Genomic DNA, 23,238 nt, shown 5'->3' with positions numbered 1-23,238 from the left:
GATGCACTAGCATCAGATGCATGCGCACCACACTCGACATCGACGACGACGTCCTCCTCGCCGCGAAGGAGCGTGCCCGGCGCGACGGCACCACCGCCGGCCGCGTGCTCTCGGAGCTCGCACGCCAGTCCCTCACGTCCGGCGTCCCCGCGTCCGACGTCGGCCCCGCCACGCTCGGCTTCCGTCCCCTGCCACCGCGTGGCGCGCCCGTCACCAACGCGCTGATCGACCGCCTCCGCGAGGACGACGACGAGTGAGCCGCGCGCTCCTCGACATCAACGTCCTGCTCGCGCTACTGGACAGCGATCACATCGACCACCGCCGCGCGCACGAGTGGCTCGCGGAGAACGGTCCCAGCGGGTGGGCGTCCTGCGCCATCACCGAGAACGGCTTCGTCCGCATCATCAGCCAGCCGCGGTACCCGAGTCCGGTCTCCCCGACGGTCGCCGTCGAGGTGCTGGCCGCAGCCTGCGCCGCCGGTCATCACGCCCGTTGGCCGTGCGACGTCAGCATCCTCGACGACACGATCATCGACCGGACCCGGGTCCACGGACCACGACAGGTCACGGATGCCTACCTGCTCGCCCTCGCGACACACCACCAGGGTCGGTTCGTGACCTTCGATCACGGGGTCGTGCTCTCAGCCGTCCGCAACGCGACGGACGAGCACCTCGTCGTCATCTGAGGACGCAGTGACCCAGGAGCCCACCCCGTTCAACCTCACCGGCCCGCTGCCGCGCGGCGTCGCGATCCTCGAGGCCAGCGCCGGCACCGGGAAGACGTTCACGATCGCCGCGCTCGCCGTCCGGTACGTCGCCGCCGGGCACCCGCTCGAGGACCTGCTGATCGTCACGTTCACGCGCATGGCCACCGGGGAGCTGCGCGAGCGTGTCCGCGACCGGCTCGTCTCCGCCGAGCGGATCCTCGACGAGCACCTCACCCACGGCACCGAGCCGCCGCAGGACGACGACATCGCGATGCTGCTGATCATCGGGGCGACGAAGGAGCAGATCGCCACGACCCGCGACCGGCTCCGCACCGCGGTCGCGGACTTCGACGCGGCGACGATCACCACCACGCACGGGTTCTGCCTCGAGGCCCTCGGCAGCCTCGGCTTCACCGGGGACGTCGCGCCCGACACGACGTTCGTCGAGGACGTCGGCGACCTGATCGACGAGGTCGTCGACGACCTCTACGTGCGCCGCTTCCACTGGGACCCCAACCGCGCGCTCGGCCCGCAGGAGGCCCGCGCGATCACCACCGCGGCGATCGCCAACCCCGCCGACGCGCTCGAGCCCCGCAACGCCCGACCCGACACGTACGCCGCCATGCGCGTGCGGCTCGCGCAGGCCGCCCGCCAGGAGCTCGAGCGCCGCAAGCGGCTGGGCTCGGTCATGACCTACGACGACCTCCTCACCCGCCTGGACGCGACGCTGCGCGACCCCGACAGCGGCGAGACCGTCGCCCAGCGGCTGCGCGACCGCTACAAGGTCGTGCTCGTCGACGAGTTCCAGGACACCGACCCCGTGCAGTGGTCGATCATGCACCGGGCGTTCGACCACGAGGACGGCACCCTCGTCCTCATCGGCGACCCCAAGCAGGCGATCTACGCGTTCCGCGGCGCCGACGTCTACGCGTACCTCAACGCCGCGCGCACCGCGACGAACCGGCAGACGCTCGGCACGAACTACCGCTCCGACCAGCAGCTGATCTCCGCCTACGACCAGCTGTTCCAGGGCTCCCAGCTCGGCCACCCCGACATCGTCTACCGCGACGTCGAGGCGGTCGAGGCCAACCGCGGCTCGCGGCTGCGCGGCGCCCCGGTCGGGGAGGCGCTGCGGCTGCGCGTCGTCGACCGCCGCAGCGGCGTCGTGCCGCTCACCCCCAAGGGCTTCGCGAGCGTCGCGGGCACCCGCGCGCACATCGCCCACGACGTCGCCGGCCAGGTCGTCGCGCTGCTCGAGAGCGGCGCGGAGATCGAGACCCGCGCGCCCGACGGCAGCCCCACCGGCACGCGCACCGTGCGCCCCGGCGACCTCGCCGTGCTCGTGCGCCGCAACCGCGACGCCGCCGCCATCCGCGCCCAGCTCGACGCGCGCGGCGTGCCCGCCGTGCTCGCCGGGGCCGGGAGCGTGTTCGACGCCGACGCCTCCCGCGACTGGCTGCGGCTGCTCGAGGCGCTCGAGCGTCCCTCCTCCAGCCCCCGCGCCCGCGCGGTCGCGCTCACCGTCTTCCTCGGCTGGCCCGCCGACCGCATCGCCGCCGCCACCGACGAGGACTGGGAGACCGTCCACCGCCGCATGCACGCGTGGGCGCACGTGCTGCGCGAGCGCGGCGTCGCGTCGCTCGTGGAGACGATCACCACGCAGGAGCGGCTCCCCGAGCGGATGCTCGCCGTCACCGACGGCGAACGGGCGCTCACCGACCTGCGCCACGTCGGCCAGCTGCTGCACCGGGCCTCCACCGACGAGCACCTCGGCATCGCCGCGCTCACCGCGTGGCTGCGCAAGCGCATCGCCGAGGCCGCCCGCGACGCCGACGAGGAGCGCTCCCGGCGGCTGGAGTCCGACGCCGCCGCCGTGCAGGTCCTCACGATCCACCGCTCCAAGGGCCTCGAGTTCCCGATCGTCTTCTACCCCGACCTGTGGGAGCCCTCGTGGATCAGCCGCGAGGCCGAACCGGTCTTCTTCCACGACCCCGACAACCAGGACCGGCGCACGATCGACGTCGGCCTGGACGGCAGCTCCTACGCGGCGCACCGCCGCCAGCACGAGCGCGAGACGCGCGGCGAGGACCTGCGGCTCGCGTACGTGGCGCTCACCCGCGCCCAGCACCAGGCGGTCGTCTGGTGGGCGGGCTCGTGGGCCTCCCAGGACGCACCGCTCTCGCGGCTGCTGTTCTCGCGCGACCCGGGCGGCGCGATCGCGCCCGCCGGGCAGGGCGTGCCGTCCGACGAGGACGTGCTGCAACGCCTCGCCGACCTCGCGGCGGGCTGCCCCGGCTGCGTGTCGGTCGAGACCTCGACGGTCAGTGCGCCCGCCCGCTGGGGCGCGGAGACCGTCGAGCACGGGGAGCTCGCCGCCGCCCGCTTCGCGCGCGGCATCGACCGCACCTGGCGGCGCACGTCCTACTCGAACATCACCGCCGCGACCTCCCACGGGGACGCGGGTGCCGGCGGCCCGGCCGCGGCAGCCAGCGAGCCCGAGGCCGACGGCGCGCTGCTCACCGACGAGCCCGCCGAGACCCTCGACCTGCCCGCCGTGCCCGCGGTCCCGCTCGCCGACATGCCCGGTGGCGTGCACGTCGGCACGCTCGTCCACGACCTGCTCGAGCGCACCGACTTCACCGCCGACCCGCTGCCCGACGAGCTGCGCGCCCGGCTCGCCGAGGCGCAGGCGCGCCGCGCGGTCGACGTCGGCCCGCCGGACGTGTTCGTCGACGGGCTGGCCACCGCCCTGCGCACCCCGTTCGACGGCGTCACGCTCACCGCGATCGCGCGCCACGACCGCCTCGACGAGCTCGAGTTCGAGATGCCGCTCGTCGGCGGCGCCACGCCCACGGGCGTCCTCACCCCCGGGGCGATCGGCCGCGTGCTGCGCGAGCACCTCCCCGCCGACGACCCGCTGCGCGCCTACGCGGAGCGGCTGGCCGACCCGGACCTGCGCGCCGCGCTGCGCGGGTACCTGACCGGCTCGATCGACCTCGTCTTCCGGCTGCCCGGGCCGCGGCCCCGCTACGGGATCGCCGACTACAAGACCAACCGGCTCGCCGCGTTCGACGCCGACGCGCTGCGCGAGGAGATGTACGCGTCGCACTACGCGCTGCAGGGCCTGCTCTACACCGTCGCGCTGCACCGCTACCTGCGCTGGCGCGTGCCCGACCACGACCCGGCGACCGACCTCGCGGGCGTCCACTACCTGTTCCTGCGCGGCATGACCGGGGAGCCCGGCGCCGGCGTCTTCTCCTGGCATCCGCCCGGCGACCTCGTCGTCGCGCTCAGCGACGTGCTCGATCGCGGGGCCTCGTCGTGACCGCGTTCGCGCAGGACCCCTTCGACGCCCGCGTCGCGCACGCCGCCCCCGACGGGCCGCTGCGCGCGTTCAACGAGGCGGGCGTGCTCGCCGCCGCCGACGTGCACGTCGCCCGCCGCCTCGCCGCGCTCGCGGCCGCCGACGACCCCGACGTGCTGCTCGCCGTCGCGCTCGCCGTCCGCGCCCCCCGACTCGGGCACGTCTTCGTCGACCTCGCCACCATCGCCCGGCGCGCGACCACCGAGGGCGAGGAGGCCGTCGACCTGTCCGCGCTGCCGTGGCCCGCCGTGCCGGCGTGGCTCGACGCGCTCGGCGCCTGCCCGGCCCTCGTCGCCGTCGGGGAGGACGCGGGCGAGCGACTGCCCCTGCGGCTCGTCGGCACGCACCTGTACCTCGACCGCTACTGGCGCGAGGAGCAGCGGATCGCCGCCGACCTGCGCGGCTTCGCCGCCCGCGAGCCGGAGCTCGTCAACGCGGCGCTGCTGGACGACGGGCTCGACCGGCTGCGCTGGCCCGACGAGCCCGCCGACAGCGCCCAGGTGCGCGCCGCGCGCACCGCCGTGCACCGGCGCTTCACCGTCGTGGCGGGCGGCCCGGGGACCGGCAAGACCACCACGGTCGCGCGGATCGTCGCGCTCCTGCACGAGCAGGCCGCCGACGGGCGACCGCCCCTGATCGCGCTCGCCGCGCCCACCGGCAAGGCCGCCGCGCGGCTGGAGGAGTCGCTGCACGAGCAGGCCCCCGACCTGGACACCGAGGCCCGCGACGCGCTCCTCGCCACCTGCGCGACGACGCTGCACCGCCTGCTCGGCTGGCGGCCCGACAGCCACAGCCGCTTCCGCCACCACCGCGGCAACCGGCTCCCGCACGACGTCGTGATCGTCGACGAGACCTCGATGGTCTCGCTCTCGCTCATGGGCCGACTCGTCGAGGCGGTCCGTCCCGACGCCCGGCTGATCCTCGTCGGCGACCCCGACCAGCTCACCTCCGTGGAGGCTGGCGCCGTCCTGGGCGACGTCGTCGGGCCCGCCGCCGAGGATCCCGGCGCACCACCGGTCGACGGGGCGCTGCGCGACGCGGTCGTCGTGCTCGACACCACCCACCGGTTCGGCGGCGCGATCGCCGACCTCGCCGCCGCGATCCGCAGCGGCGACCCCGACGCCGTGCTCGCCCGGCTCGCCGAGCCCGCCGACCCCAGCGTCCGCTGGATCCCGCTCGACGCGCAGGCCGGCCCGGACCCGGACCCGCTGCTCGCGCCCGTGCGCGACGCCGCCGTCGCCGCCGGGCGCGCCGTCCTCGACGCCGCCCGCGCCGGCGACCCGCGCGCGGCGCTGGCCGCCCTCGGCTCCTTCCGCGTCCTGACCGCGCACCGCCGCGGTCCGTACGGCGCGACGCCGTGGATGTGGACCATCGAGCGCTGGCTGACCGACGCGCTCGACGGGTTCGACCCGCGCGCCGGGGAGTGGTACGTCGGCCGGCCGCTGCTCGTCACCGAGAACGACCACTCGCTGCGGCTCTACAACGGGGACACCGGCGTCGTGATCGCCGGGGCACAGGACCGCGTCACCGCCGCGTTCGAGCGCCGCGGCGAGGCGCTCGAGTTCAGCCCGACGCGCCTGAGCGCGATCGACACCGTGTACGCGATGACGATCCACAAGGCGCAGGGCTCGCAGTTCGACACCGCGGCCGTGCTGCTCCCCGGCACCGACTCGCCGATCCTCACGCGCGAGCTGCTCTACACCGGCGTCACGCGCGCCTCGCAGCAGCTCGTCGTCGTCGGCACCGAGGAGGCCGTGCGCGGCGCGGTGAGCCGCCCGGCCGCGCGCGCCAGCGCGCTGCGCGAGCGGCTCTGGGACTGACGGGACCCGCGGGCCCCAGGCGCTCCTCAGCGCAGGATCGTGCGGCCCATCAGCAGGCCCTGCAGCTGCGGCAGCGTGAAGCCCGCGATCACGAAGTCCTTGTAGCGCGTGTGCACGCTCGCCACCGACGCCTGGGCCAGCAGTCCGAGGGATGACCTGCGGCCGTCGCAGACGAGGTCCTCGACGAAGCAGACGTCCCACTTGTAGGGGATCTGCCGCGGCAGCCGCCGGTCGCCGAGGATGCCGCTGCCGCTGCGGTCCGCGTCGGTGTCGCTGGGACGGAACGGGTTCGGCGTCACCGTGTACTCCGAGCGGCCGGCCGAGTAGGTGTCGGCGAACAGCGTCACCGCCCGGACGCGCCGCAGCGCCGGGACCGACAGGCCGCGCAGCGTCTCGCTCGCGACCCCGGCGCCCTGCGAGTAGCCGACGACGCCGATGCGCGTGCGCGGGCACTGCTTCACCCGCTTGGAGATCATCGCGTTCAGCAGGATCTTCCCGAACTCCATCGAGCGCTGGAAGCGCGACGGGTCGGAGATGATCGTCTCGACCGACGCCGCCTCGTAGGGGACGTTCAGGGCGCGGACCGAGCGGCCCTTGCGACGGATCTCGGCGACCGCGCGCTCCACCGTCCGCCCGACGGTGGTGGACATGCCGTAGGGCCCGGCGATCGGCTCGCCGGAGCCGCGCACCCCGTACAGCGTCACCGCCGTGCAGCGTCCCTGGGCGGGCGCCGACGGCGCCGAACGGCCGCAGGACGGGGCGCCGCGCAGGCGCCCGTCGGTGTAGGTCTTCAGCAGCTGGTCGGGCACGTAGTAGCGGCCGACCTTCGACCACACCGTCGACCCGAACGCCGACTGGCCGGTCGTCTGGCAGCTGATCTTCACCCACTGCCCCTTGCGGACGTGGTTCGTCTTCGCGCGCGGCTCGAGCTTCGGCTGCGAGCGACCGTCGATGTCCGCCTTCGCGAGGTAGCGGTTGGACGCCTTCCACGGCTCAAGCTTCGTGACGTTCTTCGCCTCGGAGGGCGCGGACGCCAGCAGCGGGAGCAGGAGGGCCGCGCAGGTCGCGGCGAGGGTTCGCGTCCGGGTCATGGGCGCCTCCTACCCCCGTGCTCGCGACCGTAGGCGCAGATCTCACCGTGGCCTCATGCAGGGACGGGCGCGGGCGGTCCTCTGCGCGGCAGCTCACCGCAATGGTGCGCTCCCACGCACTCGGCGCTGCACGGCAACCTGCGCGCGCGGCCGGGTCCGCCCGGCACCATGTCGCGTCGCATGCTGCGTCCTGCCGCCGTCCTCCCGGCCGCCCTGGCGGTCCTGGTCCTCGCCGCGCCCGCCGCCGCCACCACCGGCGGGGCCGTCGCACCACGGCAGGCGAGCGCCCCCGCGCCGCTCACTCCCGGACCGGCCACGACGACGACCGCGCCGTCGCTCGCGCTGCGCGCCGCCCCCGCCGGCCGGCTTCTCGCCCGCCTCGCGCGCGGCACGCGCGTGACGGTCGAGTGCCAGCGCAACGGGCCGCTCGCCACCACCGCCGCCGGCGCCACCCGCGTGTGGGCGCGCGTGCGCACCGCGACCGGCCGGCGCGGCTACGTCTCCGACGGCTACCTCGCCACCCGCACGAGCGCGCTCGTCGCCCCGTACTGTGGCATCGGCGCCGCCGGACCCGACCCGGCCGTCGCCGGGCAGGGACGCTGCGGGTCCGTCTCCCCCTTCGCGCTGATCCCGCCGTTCGCCGACGCGCGCCAGTTCGTCACCGCCGTCGCCCCCGCCGCCCAGGCCTCGCGCGACACGTACGGCGTGCCGCCGTCGGTGACGCTCGCCCAGGCCGTGCTGGAGACCGGCGGCGGCAAGGTCGCAGCGCTGGCCAACAACTTCTTCGGGATGAAGGCCCAGAACGTCGCGGCGAGCACGTGGCGCTGGGAGGACCTCGCCGGCGGCTGCGTCTTCAAGAAGACCTGGGAGGTCCGCGCCGGACGCAGCGCCACCGAGATCGCCGCCTTCCGCGCCTACCCGACGCTCGAGGCCTCCGTGCTCGACCACGGCCGCCGGCTCGCGACGAACCCCGCCTACGCCGCGGCGTTCCAGCACACCGACGACCCCGTCCGGTTCCTGCGCGAGATCGCGCGCCGCTACGCGACCGACCCCGCGTACGCGGACAAGCTGCTGGACCTCCGCCGCCGCTACGCGCTGGCGCAGTACGACTGACGCGCCGCGGGCGCGCGGCCCCCGGTCAGCCGTGCAGCAGCTCGAGCAGCGAGTCCGCGTGCTTCTCGACGAAGCTCGGCCCGATGCCCTTGATCGCCAGCAGCTCGTGCTCGGTGCTCGGCCGCCTGCGCACGATCTCGCGCAGCGTCGCGTCGTTGGCCACCGTGTAGGCGGGCTTGCCGTTCGCGCGCGACCGGCGCCACGCCTTCAGCGGCTCGAGGTCGCGATCCGCCACCGGCGGACCGTCGTCGGCCGCGGTCGCGCCGCCCCCGGAGCGGGAGCGCGACCGCGACGCGCTCACCCGGATCTCCGGCAGCCAGTCCACCGGGTCGTGCACGTCGCAGCAGCGGCCGACCGGCGCGCCCTCCTCCGGGTCGCCGAAGTGGTCCAGCAGCTGGCGGCGGCGGCACGCGCCGTCCCCGCCGTTGGCGTACGCCTCGATCGAGCGGTACGCCTCCCAGCGGCGGTTCGTCGCCGCCCGGCACAGCTGCGCGACCTCGCGATGGTCGAGCTCGCCGGAGAGCAGCTCCACCCGCAGCCGCCCGCCCGCGCCCGGGGACAGGCGCAGCGCGCCCGCGCGCTCGGCGACCGCGAGCGCCACCCGGTCGCGGTCGGCGCGCGCGTCCTCCTCGACGACGCCGTCCGGCCCGGCCTGCGCCCGCAGGCGGCCGACCAGCGCACCGACCTGCGCGACCTTCACCTCGGCCTCGTTGATGAACCGCACGAGCCGCCCCAGGTCCGACCGCGACGCCAGCAGCACCGCGCGGGCCAGCTGCCCGTCACGGCCGCCACGGCCCGCCTCCTGGTAGTAGGCCTCCAGCGAGGACGGCAGCGCCCAGTGCCAGACGCTGCGCACGTCGGCCTTGTCGACGCCCATGCCGAACGCGTTCGTCGCGACGACCACGTCGACCTCGCCGCGCATGAACGCGTCCTGCGCGGCGGCGCGCGTGTCGGCGTTCATCCCCGCGTGGTACGCGGCGACCCGCAGCGCGCTCGACGCGAGCAGGTCCGCGATCTCCTCCGTGCTCTTGCGCGTGCCGCAGTACACGACCGCCGGCCGGTTCTCCTCCATCGACACGCCCGCGACGAGCGTCGCCCGCTTGCGCGCGACGCTGCCCTCGCCGTCGAACGGCAGCACGTCGAACGACAGGTTCGGCCGGTCGAAGCCGGACCGCACGCGCTCCGGGTCGCGCAGCGCCAGGCGCACCGCGATCTCGTCGGCGACCTTCGGCGTCGCGGTCGCCGTGCACGCCATCACCGGCGGGTGACCGAGCTCGGCGATCACCCCGGCGAGGCGCAGGTAGTCGGGACGGAAGTCGTGGCCCCACTCGCTGACGCAGTGCGCCTCGTCGACGACGAACAGGGCGATCGCGCGCGTGCGCAGCGCGGCCCGGAACGCGCCCGAGGCGAACCGCTCCGGCGCGGCGAAGACGACCTTCGCGCTGCCGTCGCGGATGCCGTCGAGCGCCGCGCGGTTGGCGGAGCCGTCGCCGCCGGAGGCGAGCATCACCGCCGGGTGACCGAGGTCGGTCAGCCGCGCGCACTGGTCGCGCATCAGCGCGATCAGCGGCGACACCACCACGGTCAGGTCCGGACCGGCGAGCGCCGGCAGCTGGTAGCAGAGCGACTTGCCGCCGCCGGTCGGCATCACCACGAGCGCGTCGCGCCCCTGCAGCGCAGCCAGCACCGCCTCCCGCTGCCCGGGACGGAACTGCGACAGGCCCAGCAGCCCGAGCAGCGAGTCCGGATCGACGTCCGCCAGCGAGGTGCGGTCGGGCGCCGGACCGGCCGGGACGGGCGCCGCGTACGGCTCCGCCGCGAACACCGGCGCGCCCTCGCCCGCCGCGGGGCCCGCCTCCTCCATCGAGGCCAGGTAGGCGAGGTAGTCGTCCTCGTCGGCCGCGGTCGGCCCCGCCGGCTCGACGTCCGCGACCGGGGCCGGAGCCGCCGCGCTCGGGGCGGGCGGCGGGGCCGGCTCCTCCTCCAGCGCGAACAGCGCCGGGACGTTGGCGTCCTTCACCCGCTGCGCCGCGAGCTTCGCCAGCGGCGTCAGCGCGTCCCGCTCGGCCTTCGTGAACGTGCTCCAGCGGCCCCGGATCCCGTCGAGCGCCGCCGACGCCCCCGGCGCGGCGGGATCGGCGAAGACGGAGGCCAGCTGGGTCAGCGCGTCGTGCACCCCTCAGACCGTAGCGACGGGTCCCGACCGTCCGGCACGTCCCGTGCAGATCTCACCGCTCTCTGCGCGGATTCTCGCCAGGCCTGTAACACCCTCCGGCGTTGCCCGGCTTCGAACCGTGCGCGCAGAAGTTCCGGATCCGCTCGCAGTTCCGCACCCGATAGCCGTGCTGCAGCCGGATCCGCAGCGTGTCGAACCCCGGCCCGCAGTCGATCGTGCCGCGCCCGTAGTACGCCCACACCAGGTCCGCGCCGCTGCCGCCACGCACCGTGTTGTGCCCGTGCGAGGTGTACAGCCAGTCGTCACCCGGGCCGCCGTCCAGCAAGTCGCGCTGGCGGGTCGTGTTGCCCTCCGGATCCCAGTCGCCCCAGAGCACGTCGCGCCCGGCACCGCCCTGGATGCGGTCGTCGCCGTGGTGGCCGAGCAGCTCGTCGTTGGCCGGCCCGCCACTGAACCGCCGGCCGGACGCCGACTTCACCTGCCAGAACACGCCGGTGATCGCGGGCCACCCGACGTGCGAGACCTTCTCCCCGCCGCCCGGCACGCGCCGACCACCGCCGTCCTGGCAGGTGTCGTCCGGGTGGGACTGCTCGCAGAGCACCGCGGGGTCCGCCGACGGCTCGGCGTGCGAGACGGTCCCCGGCGCGGCGAGGGCGAGCGGCACGAGAAGGATCAGCAGACGGGAGCGCACGCCCCGATCATCGGCAGCCGCACGGTCCGGCCTGAGGCGCCGGGCGTCAGGCGCGCGCGGCGTTCCCGGCGATCCCGTCGACCATCACCGGCCACAGCGGCTCGGGCAGGTCGTGGCCCATCGCGTCGAGCAGCAGCAGGTTGGCACCGGGGATCGCCCTGCGAGTCGCGAGACCGCCCGACGGCCGGATCAGCGGGTCGGCGGCGCCGTGGATGACGAGCGTGGGCGCGCGGATCGTGCGCAGCGCCGCCGTCCGGTCACCGTCGGAGACGATCGCGGCCAGCTGGCGCGCGAAGCCCGCCGGGGTGATCCCGCGGTCCCAGGTGCGCTCCAGCAGGTCGCGGCGCACCGCCTCGCTCTTCGTCAGCGTCGGGGAGCCGAGCACGCGCGCCGCCCGCAGGCCCTTCTCGACGTAGTCCTCGCGCGTGGCGGCGGGCGGGCTGACGAGGAACCGCAGCGCCTTGAGCGTCGGCCGGCCCACCCGGCGGCTGCCGGTCGTCGACATGATCGACGTGAGGCTCAGCACCCGTCCCGGCTGGGCCGCGGCCATCGTCTGGGCGATCATTCCGCCCATCGACGCGCCCACCACGTGCGCCCGCTCGATCCCCAGCGCCGACAGCAGCCCGAACGCGTCCGCCCCCATGTCCGCGAGCGTGTACGCGGGCGCGGCGACGCGGCCGGTGAAGAGCTCACGACGCGACGGCGCGCCGAGATGGTCGAGGTGCGTGGAGCGCCCGGAGTCCCGGTTGTCGAACCGCACGACGTGCAGGCCGCGCGCCGCGAGCCGCTCGCAGAACCCGTCCGGCCACGCGATCATCTGGAACCCCAGACCCATGACGAGCAGCAGCGCCGGGTCGGCCGGATCGCCGAAGGACTGGTGGCACAGCTCGACGTCCCCGACGCGGGTGATCTGCTCCTCGTTCATGGCCGCCACGCTAGCGCGCTGGAGTTCTCCACCACCGCCCGCCGACGCCGCTACGGGACCGTCGGGCGGCGGGGATAGCGTCGGGGCGTGACCTCGATCCCCGCGCCGTTCTCCACGTTCGACCTCACCGGCCGCACCGCGGTCATCACCGGCGGCAGCCGCGGCCTCGGCCGCGAGACGACCCTCGCGTTCGCGCGCGCCGGGGCGGACGTGCTGATCTCCTCGCGCCGCGTCGAGTCCTGCGAGGCGCTCGCCCGCGAGGTGCGGGAGACGACCGGCCGCCGCGCCGTCGTGCACGCCGCGCACGCCGGGAAGTGGGACGAGATCGACGGCCTCGCCGCCGCCGCGTACGCGGCGTTCGACCGCGTCGACGTGCTCGTCAACAACGCCGGCATGTCCCCGTTCTACGAGACCCCGTCGACCGTCACCGAGGAGCTGTGGCGCAAGGTCGTCGACGTGAACCTCACCGGGCCGTTCCGCCTGTCCGCGCTCATCGGGGAGCGGATGGTCGCCGACGGCGGCGGGTCGATCATCAACGTGTCCTCCGCGGCGGCGAACGCCCCGCACGGCGGCGTCATCCCCTACGCGGCCGCGAAGGCCGGCCTCAACGCGATGACCCAGGCCTACGCGCGCGCCTTCGGGCCGACCGTGCGCGTGAACGCCGTGCTGCCCGGCGCGTTCCTCACCGACATCTCCAAGGCGTGGGACATGGAGGAGTTCGAGCGCCACGCGGCCGGGTTCGCGCTGCGCCGCGGCGGCGAGGCGCACGAGATCGTCGGCACGATGCTCTACCTCGCCTCCGACGCCTCCTCGTACACGACCGGTGCGCTGCTCGCCGTCGACGGCGGCTACGTGCTGCCCGGCGACGCGGGCTGAGGGGGCGCGGAGCGGGCACCGGGCTGTCCATCTCCGGCCCCCAGAGGGGCGGCAGATGGACGGCCACAGACGTGCGGGCCCACCCGGGCGGCGCCGCAGGATGAGGGGCAGCGCCGCCCGCCGCTCACACGTGCGGGTTCGTCCGCGCCGCGCCCGAGGCGAGCAGCGCGTCGACCGCGCCCGCGTCGACACCCCAGTCCCGCAGCGCCTCGACCGTGTGCTGGCCCGCCAGCGCGACCGGTCCCGGGGTCGCACTCGGGGTGGCGGAGAAGCGCGGCGCCGGCGCCGGCTGCACGTGCCCGTCGACCTCGACGAAGGTGCCGCGCTCGACGTTGACCGGGTGCTCGCGCGCCTCGTCCAGGGACAGCACCGGCGAGAAGCAGGCCTCCTGCCCGGTGAACGCCCGCACCCACTCCTCGCGCGTGCGCGAGCGGAACACCTCGGCGAAGCGGGCCTTGCGCGCCGGCCACTGCGCGACGTCGTTCTGGGACGCGACGTCGTACTCGCCGTCCAGTCCCATGACCCGCAGGACCGACGCGTAGAACTGCGGCTCGACCGCGCCGACCGTGACGTACCTCCCGTCGGCGCACGCGTACGCGTCGTAGAACGGCGCGCCGCTGTCCAGCAGGTTCGTGCCGCGCTCGGCGGACCACTGCCCGAGGTCCCGCCAGCCGAAGAAGCCGGTCATCAGCAGGGCGGCGCCGTCGACCATCGCGGCGTCCACCACCTGGCCCGCGCCCGTCGAGCGCGCGGACCACAGCGCGGCGAGGATCCCCACCGCCAGCAGCATCCCGCCCCCACCGAAGTCGCCGACGAGGTTGAGCGGCGGCGTCGGGGGCTGACCCGCCCGACCGGTCGCGTCCAGCGCGCCGGTGAGCGCGATGTAGTTGATGTCGTGGCCGGGCTCGCGGGCCATCGCCCCGTCCTGCCCCCAGCCGGTCATCCGCCCGTACACGAGGCGCGGGTTGACCGCGTGGCACGCGTCCGGACCGATGCCCAGCCGCTCGGCGACCCCGGGGCGGAAGCCCTCGACCAGCACGTCGGCCCGCTCCACGAGCCGCAGCACGGTGGCGACGCCGTCCGGGTGCTTGAGGTCCAGCGCGACCGACCGTCGGCCCCGGTAGAGCAGGTAGTCCGGCTGCGTGGTCTCCGGCCGGCCGTCGGCGCCGTCCACCGCGGACGCGCGGTCCACGCGCAGCACCTCGGCGCCCATGTCCGCGAGCGCCATGCACGCGAACGGTCCGGGGCCGAGGCCCGCGATCTCGATGACCTTCAGTCCGTCCAGTGCACCCATGGGGGCCTCCTATCGACCCTTGAAGTTCGGCGACCGCTTCTCCTTGAAGGCCGCAAGGGCCTCCGGCATGTCCTCGGTGCGGCTGGCGAGGATCTGCGTGCGGTTCTCCAGCTCGATCGCCTGCTCCAGCGAGCCCGCGTCGACGTTGCGGTGCAGCACCTGCTTGGTCATGAACACGCCGAACGGGGAGTTCTGCGCGATCTGCCCGGCCAGCGACGCGGCCTCGTCGAGCAGCGCCTCCGCGGGCACCACGCGGTTGGCCAGGCCGATGCGCAACGCCTCGTCGGCCAGCACCTGACGGCCGGTGAGCATCAGCTCGGACGCCATCCCGAGCCCGACGATGCGCGGCAGCAGATGCGAGACGCCGGCGTCCGCGCCGGACAGGCCGATGCGGACGAACGCGACGTTGAACCGCGCCTGCGGCGCGCAGATCCGGATGTCCGAGGCGAGGGTGATCGCCATCCCTCCCCCGCTCGCCGGACCGTTCACCGCGGCGATCACCGGCTGGGGCAGGTTGCGGACCGTCAGCGCGAGCTGCGCGACGGTCTCCTGGCCGCGGTACGCGCTGAACACGTCGGCGCGGGAGCCGACGCCGTCGTCCTGACCGATGTCCAGGCCGGCGCAGAAGCCCCGGCCCTCCCCGGTCAGGACGACCACGCGGACCGACTCGTCCCGGCCGAGATCCTCCAGGGAGGAGAGGAACGACCGCATCATGTCCCAGGTCAGGGCGTTGAGCTTCTCCGGACGGCGGAGGGTGAGCAGTGCGACGCCGTCGCGCAGGCGCTCGACCGTGACCAGCGAGGACATGGCCCCACCCTCCCCGCCGGACCGTGCCGCCGCCACGGCCGGCCCTCGCGGCCGTTGGAGAACCCCACAGCCGCCGGGCGGTCCCGGCGCGGCACCGCGTCCCGCGCGACCTAGGTTCGAGCGGTACCGCAACGTCACGCCCGGAGGCTGAACGACATGTCCTGGAACTTCTCCACGGAACCCGAGTTCGAGCGCAAGCTCGAGTGGATGCGCGACTTCGTGCGCGAGGAGGTCTACCCGCTCGAGACGCTGGACCTCGACTACCGCCAGTTCCGGGAGATCATCAAGCCGCTCCAGGACGAGGTCCGCGCGCAGGGCCTGTGGGCCGCGCACCTCGGTCCCGAGCTCGGCGGCCAGGGCTTCGGCCAGGTCAAGCTCGGGCTGATGCACGAGATCCTCGGCGGCTCCGAGCTCGCCCCGCCCGTGTTCGGCGTGCACGCGCCCGACACCGGCAACTCCGAGCTGCTCGCGATCGGGGGGACCGAGGAGCAGAAGCGCAAGTGGATGGACCCGCTGCTCGCCAACGAGATCTGGTCCGCCTACTCGATGACCGAGCAGGGCACCGGCTCCGACCCGACGCAGTTCACGACCTCCGCCGTCCTCGACGGGGACGAGTGGGTCGTCAACGGGACGAAGTACTGCGTCGGCAACGGCGACCGGTCCGACATCCACATCCTCATGTGCGTCACCGACCCGGACGCGGACCGCCACTCGCGCGCGTCGATGCTGATCATCCCCACCGACGTGCCGGGCATCACCACGCGGCCGATCTCGCTGATGAGCGACCCCGAGGACCACGGGGTCCTCCACACGCACGTCGAGGTCACCTACGAGGACGTCCGCGTCCCGCGCGAGAACCTCCTCGGCGAGCGCGGCAAGGGCTTCGCGCTCGCGCAGAAGCGTCTGGGTCCGGGCCGCATCCACCACTGCATGCGCTGGATCGGCGTCTCGCGTCGGGCCTTCGACATGCTCTGCGAGCGGGCCGTGAGCAAGAGCGTCCACGGGTCCTACCTCAAGGACAAGGGCGTCATCCAGAACTGGATCGCCGAGTCGATCGCGGCGATCGAGTCCTCGCGGCTGCTCACGCTGCACGCGGCGTGGAAGATCGACGAGGTCGGCGCCACGAACGCCCGCCAGGAGATCGCGATGATCAAGTACCACTGCGCCACGTCGCAGTACGAGGTGCTCGACCGCGCGATCCAGATCCACGGGGCGCTCGGGTTCTCCGGCGACCTGCCGCTCGAGCACATGTACCGCTGGGCGCGTGCGTCACGCCTCTACGACGGGCCGGACGAGGTCCACAAGATGGGCGTCGCCAAGCGCATCCTGCGCGGCTACGAGCCCCACGACCTGCCGAGCGAGCACGTGCCCACCCGCCGGGCCGCCGCCCTGGAGAAGTACGGCGAGCAGCTCGCCGCGCTCGGCGCGCTTGCCTAGCCCGCCGCAGGCCCTGCTGATCGACTTCGGGGGCGTCCTGACCACGGACGTCCACGAGTCGTTCGGCGCGTTCTGCCGCGCCGCGGGCGGGCGGGGGGACGAGATCGCCCGCGCCTTCCGGGAGTCCGCCGCGGCCCGAGAGCTGCTCGTCGAGCGCGAGACCGGCCGGCTGTCGGAGACCGCGTACGAGGAGCGGTTCAGCGCACTGCTGCGCGCGGACGGGCTGGACGTCCCCGCCACCGGGCTGCTCGCCGGGATGACCGCGGCACTGCGGCGCGACGACGCGATGTGGGACGTCGTCGACGCGGTGCGCGCCGCCGGCGTGCCGTGCGTCCTCGTGTCCAACGCGCTGGACGACGCCTCCTACGAGGGCTACGACCTCGACCGGCACTTCGACGCGGTCGTGCTCTCGCACGCCCCGGACGTCGCGTGCCGCAAGCCGTCCCGCCGGATCTACGCGCTCGCCGCTGCCCGGGTCGGCGTCGACGTCGCGCGGTGCGTCATGGTCGACGACCTGCAGCAGAACCTCGACGGTGCCGCCCGGCTGGGCGTCCACGGCGTGCTGCACCGCCGCGCCGACGAGACGGCCCCGGTGCTGCGCGCGGTGTTCGGCCTCGAGCCGGGCGGGTAGGCGGGGGCCGGCGCGGCGCGGGCGCGGCCCGGACCGCGGCTCGCGGCTCGCGGGCGCAGCCCCGGACCGCGTCGCTCGCGCGCGCCTCGCGGGGCGCTGCCCGCGTTCTGGGTGATCCGGCACCCATATCCGGCGCTCGGATCACCCAGAACGCGCGCCTGCGACGTGCGGCCCGGGCGCGAGCGCCCACCAGCCATACGTACTGGGTGATCCGGCCCCCATATCCGGCACTCGGATCACCCAGAACGCAGGTGTGCGCCTGCGACGTGCGGCCCGGGCGCGAGCGCCCACCAGCCCTGCGTACTGGGTGATCCGGCGCCCGTATCTGGTTTTCGGATCACCCAGAAACCCGCGCGCGGCGGGCCTGACGCGCGCCCGCAACGCCGCGCGCGCCCGCAACGCCGCGCGCCTGCCGGCCGGCCCCCGCGCGCCCGGCCGGGCGCGTCAGCCGCCGATGAGGACCTTGACGCTCGCGCCGCGGTCCAGCTGGGCGGCGAACGCGTCGGCCCACCCGTCCAGCGGGAAGCGGTGGGAGATCACCGACGGGGCGGCGTCCCAGGACGGCAGCTCGGCGACGGCCCGGGTGTGCTCGGCGACGGTGAAGCCCTGCGCGCCGCGCACCGTGATCTCCTTGTCGAGCACGCGCGTGGACGGCACGGCGTCGGGGCCGAGCGTCACGGCGGCGAGCGTCAGGCGGCCGCCGGGGCGGACGATCTTCAGCCCGTCCTCGATCACCGCGGCGACCCCGGCGCAGTCCACGACCAGGTCGGCCTTGCCGGGCGTCCACGCGCCGCCGAGCAGCGGTCCCAGCGGCTCCTCCGGCGCGAGCGCGGCGTCGGCGCCCTGGCGCAGCGCCGCCTCGCGCCGCACCGGCAGCGGGTCCACCACGAGGACCGTCGCGCAGCCCGCCCGGACCAGCCAGCGGACCAGGCCCAGCCCGATCGCGCCCGCCCCGTAGACCACCACGTGATCCTCCGGCGTGACGTCCGAGACCTCGAACGCGTGCCGCGCGACCGTCAGCGGCTCGTGCAGCGCGCCCACGTCGCCCGGGACGGCGTCGGGCAGCCGGTGCAGCTCCACGCCCAGGCGTGCGCCCGGCACGACGACGAGGTCGGCGAACGCGCCCGGGACGGTCAGGCCGAGCACCCCGCGACGCCGCTGGCACAGGTGCTGCAGTCCGGCCAGACAGGCTCGGCACGACGAGTCCGCGCACCCGAGCAACGGGTTCACGACCACGCGGTCGCCCGCAGCCACACCGTCGACGCCCGGGGCCTCGAGCACGGTCGCGGAGAACTCGTGCCCGAGCACCTGCCCGGGCGCGACCCGCCAGCCGCTGGAGAACACGTGCAGGTCCGAGCCGCAGATGCCGCACCACTCCACGCGCAGCAGGGCGTCGCCGTCGCGCAGGGGCGCCAGCGCCCGCTCCTCGAGGGCGAGCTCGCCGGGCGCCCGGAACACCAGGGCGCGGGTCGACCGGGTCGTCATGCCTGGTGCGCGCCGCCGTCGATGTTGATCGCCTGCCCGGTGATCGGCGCGGCCGCGTCGCTGCAGAGGAACGCGACGAGCGCCCCGAGCTCCTGCGTCGTGACCATCCGGCCGATCGGCTGGATGCGCAGGAACTTCGTGAGGATCTCCTCCTCGGAGGTGCCGCGCGCCGTCGCCGCCTTCGCGACCTCGTCACGGACCATCTCGGTGTCGACGAAGCCCGGGACGATGCAGTTCGCGGTGATCCCCTTGCGCACGTACTCCGCCGCGAGCACGCGCGTGAGTCCGAGGACCGCGTGCTTGGTCGACGTGTACGCGGCGGTCTGCGCGACGCCGAAGCGGCTGTACAGGGAGCCGATCGTCACGATCCGACCCCAGCCCCCCTCCACCATCGCGGGCGCCAGCTCCTGGGCGAGGACGAACGCGGCGGTCACGTTGACGCGCTGGGACTCCTCGAAGTCGCCGAGCGACAGCTGCGCGCTGGGACCGTTGCGAGCGATCCCGGCGCAGTGCACCAGGACGTCGGGCGCGCGTCCGAGCGCGCGGGCCGCGTCGTGCGCCACGGAGCGCATCGCCTCCATGTCCCCGGCGTCGGCGGGCAGCGCCACCGCCGTGGCCGCGCCCGCCTCGCGCGCCGCCGTGGCGGTCTCCCCGAGCGCGTCGGCGCTCCGTGCGGTGAGGGCGACGTCGAACCCGGCGCCGGCGAGGGCGACGGCGACGCCCCGGCCGATGCCGCGGCTCGCGCCGGTGATGAGAGCGGCGTGGGACATGGCTCGACCATAGGTGCGCGACCGCGCGCCACCCCGGCCCTGCGCCGCACGGGGTTGGAGAACGCTCCAAGACCCTCGCGCCCACGCGCGGGCGCACGCGGGCGCCGAGCGCGAACCTCGTCGTCGTGTCCTCCTCCGCGTCCGCGTCCGATCCCACCGCGTCCGGCCCCGGGGGCCGCGGCGTGCCCGTCGACGGGCCGCTGTCGGCGTGGCTCACCGAGCACCTCGGCGACCCGGGCCCGTTCGTCCTGGACCGCCTCAGCGGCGGGAACTCCAACGAGACGCTGCTGCTGCGCTCCCCGACCGCCCGGCGGATCCTGCGACGGCCGCCGCACGACGCCATCGACCCGAGCGCCCACGACATGGCCCGCGAGCACACCCTGCTGACCGCGCTCGCCCAGACCGACGTCCCGGCCCCGGCACCGCTGGCGCTGATCGACGACCCGGCCGTCGTGCCCGCCCCCGCGCTGGTCATGGAGGCGGCCGAGGGTCACGCGCTGCTGTGGGACCTGCCCGGCGACCGGGTCGCGGACGCCGCGACGCTCACGGGCATCGGCGAGGCGGTCATGGACGCGCTCGGCGCCCTGCACCGCGCGGACTGGCGGGCCGCCGGCCTCGACGGGTTCGGCCGCCCCGACGGCTTCCTCGACCGGCAGGTCGGTCGCTGGACGCGGCAGCTCGACCGCTACCGCGTGCGCGAGCTGCCCTGGCACGCGGAGATCGCGTCGTGGCTCGCCGCCCACCAGCCGGCCGACGGCGAGCCGGGGATCCTCCACGGCGACTTCCACCTCGACAACTGCCTCGTGACGCTCGGCGAGCCACCGGCCGTCGCGGCGATCATCGACTGGGAGATGGCCACGATCGGCGACCCGCTGCTGGACGTCGGGCTGTTCCTCGGGTTCTGGGGCGACGAGCGCCCCGCCACCCCGGCGATGCCGAAGGTCCAGGCGGTCACCCGTGGCGCCGGCGCGCCCGGGCGCGCGGTCCTCGCCGCCCGCTACGAGGAGGCGTCAGGTCGCTCGCTGGAGCACCTGGACTGGTACATGACGCTCGCGTTCTGGAAGCTCGCGACGATCGTCGAGGGCGCGTACGCGCAGTTCCTCGCGGGCGCGCTGACGACGCCGTACGCGCGCGACCTCGAGCACGACGTCCCGCGGCTGCTCGAAGAGGCCGCGACCTTCGCCGGGCTGCGCTGAGGTCGCGAGCGAGCACCTGCGGCACGCGCGGTCGTGCCGCCCGTCGGGTCGAGCGCGAGGAGCTGCGCGCACTCGCCCACGGCGCGCAGCGGCACCTCCGCGCACGGCGACGACCGGCCGGCCATCGCCGCGCGCGCCGCGCGTCTCAGCGCAGGGCCCGGCGCCCGAGCGTCGTCGACAGCGCGACGGCGAGGACGAGCACGACGCCGTTGACGACGTCGGTGTAGGTGAACGCCAGGCCCCCGACGATCAGGCCCTGGGAGACCCAGACGAGGAACGTGCCGCCGATCAGCGCACCCCACACCGTGAAGCGCCCCGTCGACAGCACCACGGTCGACAGGAACGCGGCGGCGAACGCGGGGAGCAGGAAGCCGACCCCGGCGTCCGGGGACGCCGAGCCCTGGTTGGCGGCGAGGATGACACCGGCGAGCGCGGCGAGCAGGCCGCCGAGCACGAACGCCCGGATCGTCTCCTTCTCCGGGTTGACCCCGGCCAGCCGCGCCGCCTCCGGGTTGGAGCCGGTCGCGTGCAGGTACCGACCGTAGGTCGTGCGCGTGAACAGCACCCAGACCAGCAGGCCGACGACGAGCAGGATCCCGATCGTCCACGAGGTCGTCTCGATCCAGCCGTCGACGCCGAGCACGCCGACCGCGAGCCCGAGGACGAGCAGCGTCACCAGGGCGCTGATCGCGTCCCACGTGCGCGGCGAGCGGTCCGCGGGCCGGCGGCGGCGCAGCGCCAGGAACCCCGCGAGCGCGACGCCCGCCACGCCGGCCCAGAGGATCGCGGCCGGGAACTTGTGGCCGAACGCGCCGATCGAGTCGGGGCCGGTGAACCAGCCCGGGAGCGGCGCGGAGTCGTCGGTCGGCGAGAGCTGCGTGCCCTTGCCGTAGACGGACGCGAAGCCGCCGAACAGCCCGCCGGTGCCGAGCGTGGCGATGAACGTGTTGACCTTCAGCCGCATCACGAGCAGCCCGTTGACGAGCCCGCCGAGCACGCCGATCCCGAGGCAGACCGCGAGCACGAGCGCGAACGGCCAGTCCTCGTTGATCTTCAGCCCGATCGCCAGGAAGGTCGTCAGCGTCGCCATGCCGCCGACCGACAGGTCGAACTGCCCGGCGATGAGCGTGCCCATCACCGCGAGCCCGAGGATCAGCACGGGCGCGTTCTGGTGGATGTCCAGGAACCGCGCGTCGGTGCTCGCGAACGTGTCGCCGAGCCAGATCACGTAGACGGCGAAGACGATCAGGAACGCCACGAACGTGATCGAGCCCTGGAAGCCGGTGGAGCCCAGGAACCGGCGGACGGCGCCGTCGCGGGGTGCGGCCGCGGGCGCGGGGGGCGCGCTCGGCGGCGGGCCGGCGTGGGCGGGAAGGACCTCGGGGGTGGACATCAGATGAACGCCTCCAGCGCGTCGGGGGTGATCTCGTCGATGGCGGTGAAGTCGCGCAGCCGACCCTGCTCCACCACGGCGATGCGGTCGCAGACCGCGAACAGGTCCTCGGAGTCCGAGGAGATGAGCAGGACCGCGGCGCCCTCGGCGCGCAGCCCGCGGATCAGGTCGTAGAGCGTCTCGCGGGTCTGCACGTCGACACCGCGGGTCGGCTCGCACAGGACGTAGACGTCGGGCCGGCGGAACATCGCGCGGCCGAACACGACCTTCTGCTTGTTCCCGCCGGAGAGCGTGCCGAACGGCGCCTGCGGATCCCCGGGGCGCACGTCCAGCCGGCCGACCATCTCGTGGGCGTCGCTGCGCTCGGCGCGGCCGCGCAGCAGGCGGGTCGCCCGGCCGCGCCACGACGGCAGCGCGGAGATCGTCAGGTTCGCCTGGACCGACAGCTCCGCGAAGCCGCCCTGGGACTCGCGGTGCGGTGGCACGAGCGCGCTGCGCACGCCGGGCGCGCGGACCACCCGGCCGGCGGTCGGTCGCAGCGCGCCGTGGGCGAGGTAGCCGACGTCGTGCAGCCCGGAGCCCGCGAGCCCGGTCAGCCCGACGACCTCGCCGGCGTGCACCGTCAGGTCGACCGGGCCGCAGCGCCCGGCGCACGCGCCCTCCAGGCGCAGCCGCTCCTCGCCGCGGTCGTGGGCGGCGAGCACCGGCCCGCCGTCGGGTCGCTCGTGCGCGACGAGCAGCTTCACCAGTCGCGGGCGGTCGAGGCCGGCGGCCGCCACGTCGGCGGCGATCACGCCGTCGAGGATCACGACGATCCGCTTCGTGGCGTCGAGGATCTCGCTGAGCTTGTGGCTGACCATGATCACGGTCGCGCCGTCGGCGGCCACCGTGTCGCGCAGCGTCCGGATCAGCCGCTGGGCATCGCCGGGCGGGAGCGTCGACGTGGTCTCGTCGATGAAGAGGACGCGCGCGCCGCGGTCGAGGAGCCGGGCGACCGCGACCAGGGTCTTCTCGCCCGGGGACAGGTCCCCGACGAGCGTCGTGACGGGCCGGTCCAGCTCGACGCGGGCGAGCGCCGCCTCGGCGGCGCGCCGCTCCCGGCCGCGGTCCAGCAGCGGGCCGAGGCGCCGCATCGGCGCCTCGCCCAGCCGCAGGTTGTCGACGATCGGCAGCGCGTCGACGAGCCCGAGGTCCTGGTGGATGAACCCGACCTCGGGGCGCTCGGCGAGGCTGCGGACCGCCTCGCCGGCGTAGGTGATCTCCCCGGCGGAGCGCTGGTACACCCCGCCGAGGATCTTGATCAGGGTCGACTTGCCCGCCCCGTTGGGTCCCATGAGCCCGACGAACTCGCCGGCCTCGATCCGCAGGTCGATGCCGCGCAGGACCTCGTTGCGACCGAAGCTCTTGCGCAGCCCGCTGATGGCGATGTCGTGCGTGCTCATGGTGGTGATCCCGGGACGGTC

Annotated in this window: 19 protein-coding genes; 9 read left to right on the top strand and 10 right to left on the bottom strand. The window is 74.9% G+C overall.

The annotated features are described in order from the left end of the window. The first annotated feature begins 20 nt into the window (after positions 1-20). From C7Y72_RS10550 to recD, 4 genes are read left to right on the top strand one after another with little or no spacing between them, the layout of a single operon-like run. Complete coding sequence (locus C7Y72_RS10550) at positions 21-257, top strand: antitoxin (RefSeq protein ID WP_107568697.1); 237 nt, start codon at positions 21-23, stop codon at positions 255-257. Continuing rightward, positions 254-685 carry a TA system VapC family ribonuclease toxin gene (locus tag C7Y72_RS10545; RefSeq protein ID WP_107568696.1) on the top strand — a complete coding sequence of 144 codons (432 nt, stop codon included), beginning with the start codon at positions 254-256 and terminating at the stop codon, positions 683-685. The genes C7Y72_RS10550 and C7Y72_RS10545 overlap by 4 nt, the downstream gene beginning before the upstream one ends. A gap of 7 nt (positions 686-692) precedes the next feature. Then, positions 693-4,031, top strand: a complete 3,339-nt coding sequence (locus C7Y72_RS10540) for a UvrD-helicase domain-containing protein (protein WP_107568695.1) — start codon at positions 693-695, stop codon at positions 4,029-4,031. Continuing rightward, positions 4,028-5,890, top strand: a complete 1,863-nt coding sequence (gene recD / locus C7Y72_RS10535; protein ID WP_199223913.1) for an exodeoxyribonuclease V subunit alpha — start codon at positions 4,028-4,030, stop codon at positions 5,888-5,890. The genes C7Y72_RS10540 and recD overlap by 4 nt, the downstream gene beginning before the upstream one ends. A gap of 26 nt (positions 5,891-5,916) precedes the next feature. On the opposite strand, the gene C7Y72_RS10530 is transcribed toward recD, so the two are convergent. Then, a complete protein-coding gene (locus C7Y72_RS10530; protein WP_107568694.1) occupies positions 5,917-6,981 on the bottom strand; it encodes a cutinase family protein in 1,065 nt (354 codons plus the stop codon). Between the two features lie 180 nt (positions 6,982-7,161). Here C7Y72_RS10530 and C7Y72_RS10525 point away from each other — a divergent pair, with 180 nt between their 5' ends. Next, positions 7,162-8,094 carry a glucosaminidase domain-containing protein gene (locus C7Y72_RS10525; RefSeq protein ID WP_158276789.1) on the top strand — a complete coding sequence of 311 codons (933 nt, stop codon included), beginning with the start codon at positions 7,162-7,164 and terminating at the stop codon, positions 8,092-8,094. Positions 8,095-8,119: 25 nt separating this feature from the next. On the opposite strand, the gene C7Y72_RS10520 is transcribed toward C7Y72_RS10525, so the two are convergent. From C7Y72_RS10520 to C7Y72_RS10510, 3 genes are read right to left on the bottom strand one after another with little or no spacing between them, the layout of a single operon-like run. Beyond that, complete coding sequence (locus C7Y72_RS10520; RefSeq protein ID WP_107568692.1) at positions 8,120-10,270, bottom strand: RecQ family ATP-dependent DNA helicase; 2,151 nt, start codon at positions 10,268-10,270, stop codon at positions 8,120-8,122. A 52-nt stretch (positions 10,271-10,322) separates the two neighbouring features. Beyond that, positions 10,323-10,961, bottom strand: a complete 639-nt coding sequence (locus C7Y72_RS10515) for a calcium-binding protein (protein WP_107568691.1) — start codon at positions 10,959-10,961, stop codon at positions 10,323-10,325. 46 nt (positions 10,962-11,007) lie between these two features. After that, positions 11,008-11,886: an alpha/beta fold hydrolase gene (locus tag C7Y72_RS10510; protein WP_107568690.1), complete on the bottom strand. Its 879-nt coding sequence runs from the start codon at positions 11,884-11,886 to the stop codon at positions 11,008-11,010. An 87-nt stretch (positions 11,887-11,973) separates the two neighbouring features. Here C7Y72_RS10510 and C7Y72_RS10505 point away from each other — a divergent pair, with 87 nt between their 5' ends. After that, the gene (locus tag C7Y72_RS10505) at positions 11,974-12,762 is read left to right on the top strand and encodes an SDR family NAD(P)-dependent oxidoreductase (RefSeq protein ID WP_107568689.1); all 789 of its coding nucleotides are present in this window, start codon (positions 11,974-11,976) and stop codon (positions 12,760-12,762) included. Between the two features lie 124 nt (positions 12,763-12,886). Here C7Y72_RS10505 and C7Y72_RS10500 read toward each other — a convergent pair whose 3' ends face one another. After that, on the bottom strand, positions 12,887-14,056 hold the full coding sequence (locus C7Y72_RS10500; RefSeq protein WP_107568688.1) for a CaiB/BaiF CoA transferase family protein: 1,170 nt from the start codon (positions 14,054-14,056) through the stop codon (positions 12,887-12,889). A 9-nt stretch (positions 14,057-14,065) separates the two neighbouring features. Beyond that, entirely contained in the window at positions 14,066-14,863 is a 798-nt protein-coding gene (locus C7Y72_RS10495) for an enoyl-CoA hydratase/isomerase family protein (protein WP_107568687.1), read from the bottom strand. A gap of 156 nt (positions 14,864-15,019) precedes the next feature. Between C7Y72_RS10495 and C7Y72_RS10490 the strand changes: the two genes are divergently transcribed. Together C7Y72_RS10490 and C7Y72_RS10485 are read left to right on the top strand one after the other, a co-directional pair. Beyond that, positions 15,020-16,300, top strand: a complete 1,281-nt coding sequence (locus C7Y72_RS10490; protein ID WP_107568686.1) for an acyl-CoA dehydrogenase family protein — start codon at positions 15,020-15,022, stop codon at positions 16,298-16,300. Beyond that, positions 16,293-16,931: an HAD family hydrolase gene (locus C7Y72_RS10485; RefSeq protein WP_107568685.1), complete on the top strand. Its 639-nt coding sequence runs from the start codon at positions 16,293-16,295 to the stop codon at positions 16,929-16,931. Before C7Y72_RS10490 ends, C7Y72_RS10485 begins: the two co-directional genes overlap by 8 nt. Before the next feature lie 444 nt (positions 16,932-17,375). Here C7Y72_RS10485 and C7Y72_RS10480 read toward each other — a convergent pair whose 3' ends face one another. Both C7Y72_RS10480 and C7Y72_RS10475 read right to left on the bottom strand, forming a co-directional pair. Then, positions 17,376-18,416 (bottom strand): zinc-dependent alcohol dehydrogenase, encoded by a 1,041-nt coding sequence (locus C7Y72_RS10480; protein ID WP_107568684.1) that lies wholly within the window; start codon positions 18,414-18,416, stop codon positions 17,376-17,378. After that, a complete protein-coding gene (locus tag C7Y72_RS10475) occupies positions 18,413-19,186 on the bottom strand; it encodes an SDR family NAD(P)-dependent oxidoreductase (protein WP_107568683.1) in 774 nt (257 codons plus the stop codon). The genes C7Y72_RS10480 and C7Y72_RS10475 overlap by 4 nt, the downstream gene beginning before the upstream one ends. Before the next feature lie 125 nt (positions 19,187-19,311). Between C7Y72_RS10475 and C7Y72_RS10470 the strand changes: the two genes are divergently transcribed. After that, positions 19,312-20,382 carry a phosphotransferase family protein gene (locus C7Y72_RS10470; RefSeq protein ID WP_199223912.1) on the top strand — a complete coding sequence of 357 codons (1,071 nt, stop codon included), beginning with the start codon at positions 19,312-19,314 and terminating at the stop codon, positions 20,380-20,382. 145 nt (positions 20,383-20,527) lie between these two features. Here the strand turns inward: C7Y72_RS10470 and C7Y72_RS10465 are convergent, their stop codons facing one another. Together C7Y72_RS10465 and C7Y72_RS10460 are read right to left on the bottom strand one after the other, a co-directional pair. Next, positions 20,528-21,775 carry an ABC transporter permease gene (locus C7Y72_RS10465; protein WP_107568682.1) on the bottom strand — a complete coding sequence of 416 codons (1,248 nt, stop codon included), beginning with the start codon at positions 21,773-21,775 and terminating at the stop codon, positions 20,528-20,530. Beyond that, entirely contained in the window at positions 21,775-23,217 is a 1,443-nt protein-coding gene (locus C7Y72_RS10460) for an ATP-binding cassette domain-containing protein (protein ID WP_107568681.1), read from the bottom strand. The genes C7Y72_RS10465 and C7Y72_RS10460 overlap by 1 nt, the downstream gene beginning before the upstream one ends. Positions 23,218-23,238 lie beyond the last annotated feature (21 nt).

The sequence above is a fragment of the Paraconexibacter algicola genome, assembly GCF_003044185.1.
Taxonomy (GTDB): Bacteria; Actinomycetota; Thermoleophilia; order Solirubrobacterales; family Solirubrobacteraceae; genus Paraconexibacter; species Paraconexibacter algicola.
This window is presented reverse-complemented; position numbering and strand designations above follow the sequence as displayed.

What these genes read in the sequence shown, in the direction of transcription:
- C7Y72_RS10550 (WP_107568697.1), top strand. Translation starts at nt 21, where the DNA reads ATGCGCACCACACTCGACATCGACGACGACGTCCTCCTCGCCGCGAAG.
- C7Y72_RS10530 (WP_107568694.1), bottom strand. Translation starts at nt 6,981, where the DNA reads ATGACCCGGACGCGAACCCTCGCCGCGACCTGCGCGGCCCTCCTGCTC.
- C7Y72_RS10525 (WP_158276789.1), top strand. Translation starts at nt 7,162, where the DNA reads ATGCTGCGTCCTGCCGCCGTCCTCCCGGCCGCCCTGGCGGTCCTGGTC.
- C7Y72_RS10510 (WP_107568690.1), bottom strand. Translation starts at nt 11,886, where the DNA reads ATGAACGAGGAGCAGATCACCCGCGTCGGGGACGTCGAGCTGTGCCAC.
- C7Y72_RS10500 (WP_107568688.1), bottom strand. Translation starts at nt 14,056, where the DNA reads ATGGGTGCACTGGACGGACTGAAGGTCATCGAGATCGCGGGCCTCGGC.
- C7Y72_RS10495 (WP_107568687.1), bottom strand. Translation starts at nt 14,863, where the DNA reads ATGTCCTCGCTGGTCACGGTCGAGCGCCTGCGCGACGGCGTCGCACTG.
- C7Y72_RS10490 (WP_107568686.1), top strand. Translation starts at nt 15,020, where the DNA reads ATGTCCTGGAACTTCTCCACGGAACCCGAGTTCGAGCGCAAGCTCGAG.
- C7Y72_RS10480 (WP_107568684.1), bottom strand. Translation starts at nt 18,416, where the DNA reads ATGACGACCCGGTCGACCCGCGCCCTGGTGTTCCGGGCGCCCGGCGAG.
- C7Y72_RS10475 (WP_107568683.1), bottom strand. Translation starts at nt 19,186, where the DNA reads ATGTCCCACGCCGCTCTCATCACCGGCGCGAGCCGCGGCATCGGCCGG.
- C7Y72_RS10465 (WP_107568682.1), bottom strand. Translation starts at nt 21,775, where the DNA reads ATGTCCACCCCCGAGGTCCTTCCCGCCCACGCCGGCCCGCCGCCGAGC.
- C7Y72_RS10460 (WP_107568681.1), bottom strand. Translation starts at nt 23,217, where the DNA reads ATGAGCACGCACGACATCGCCATCAGCGGGCTGCGCAAGAGCTTCGGT.